The organism is Caloramator australicus RC3, assembly GCF_000297115.1.
Classification (GTDB): Bacteria; Bacillota; Clostridia; order Clostridiales; family Caloramatoraceae; genus Caloramator; species Caloramator australicus.
Map to the genome: position 1 here is coordinate 1 of NZ_CAKP01000090.1, position 310 is coordinate 310.

The 310-nt window shown below is 29.0% G+C and carries 1 protein-coding gene; it reads right to left on the reverse strand.

Annotation, left to right across the window (positions count from 1 at the left end):
• Positions 1-189 (reverse strand): hypothetical protein (locus CAAU_RS08445; RefSeq protein ID WP_040306342.1); only part of this gene is annotated, 189 nt, incomplete at its 3' end.
• Between the last annotated feature and the right edge of the window lie 121 nt (positions 190-310).

The window sequence follows — 310 nt, forward strand, 5'->3', positions numbered from 1 at the left end:
ATAAGAATAAAAGCCGTTAACTGCAATATAAATTAGAATAACTAAAACTATCAAAAGGTTTAGTGACATCCTTTCTTCACGTTTTCTTAAGCTAAAAAATATAAGCTCCAACCCTAAAATAACAAAAAGTAAAGGCCAAAACTTTAGCATGGTCATCCCTAAATTAGCATCAATTCTTTTTATTATCATCCAAGCTCCTAAAAAATAAACCCTATTGCACTTGATATGGTTCCAATACTTTTCATAGTTTATCCCCCCTTTCTTTATTCACTTATATAGACGAAGATTTTTGAAATTATCCCATAAAAAT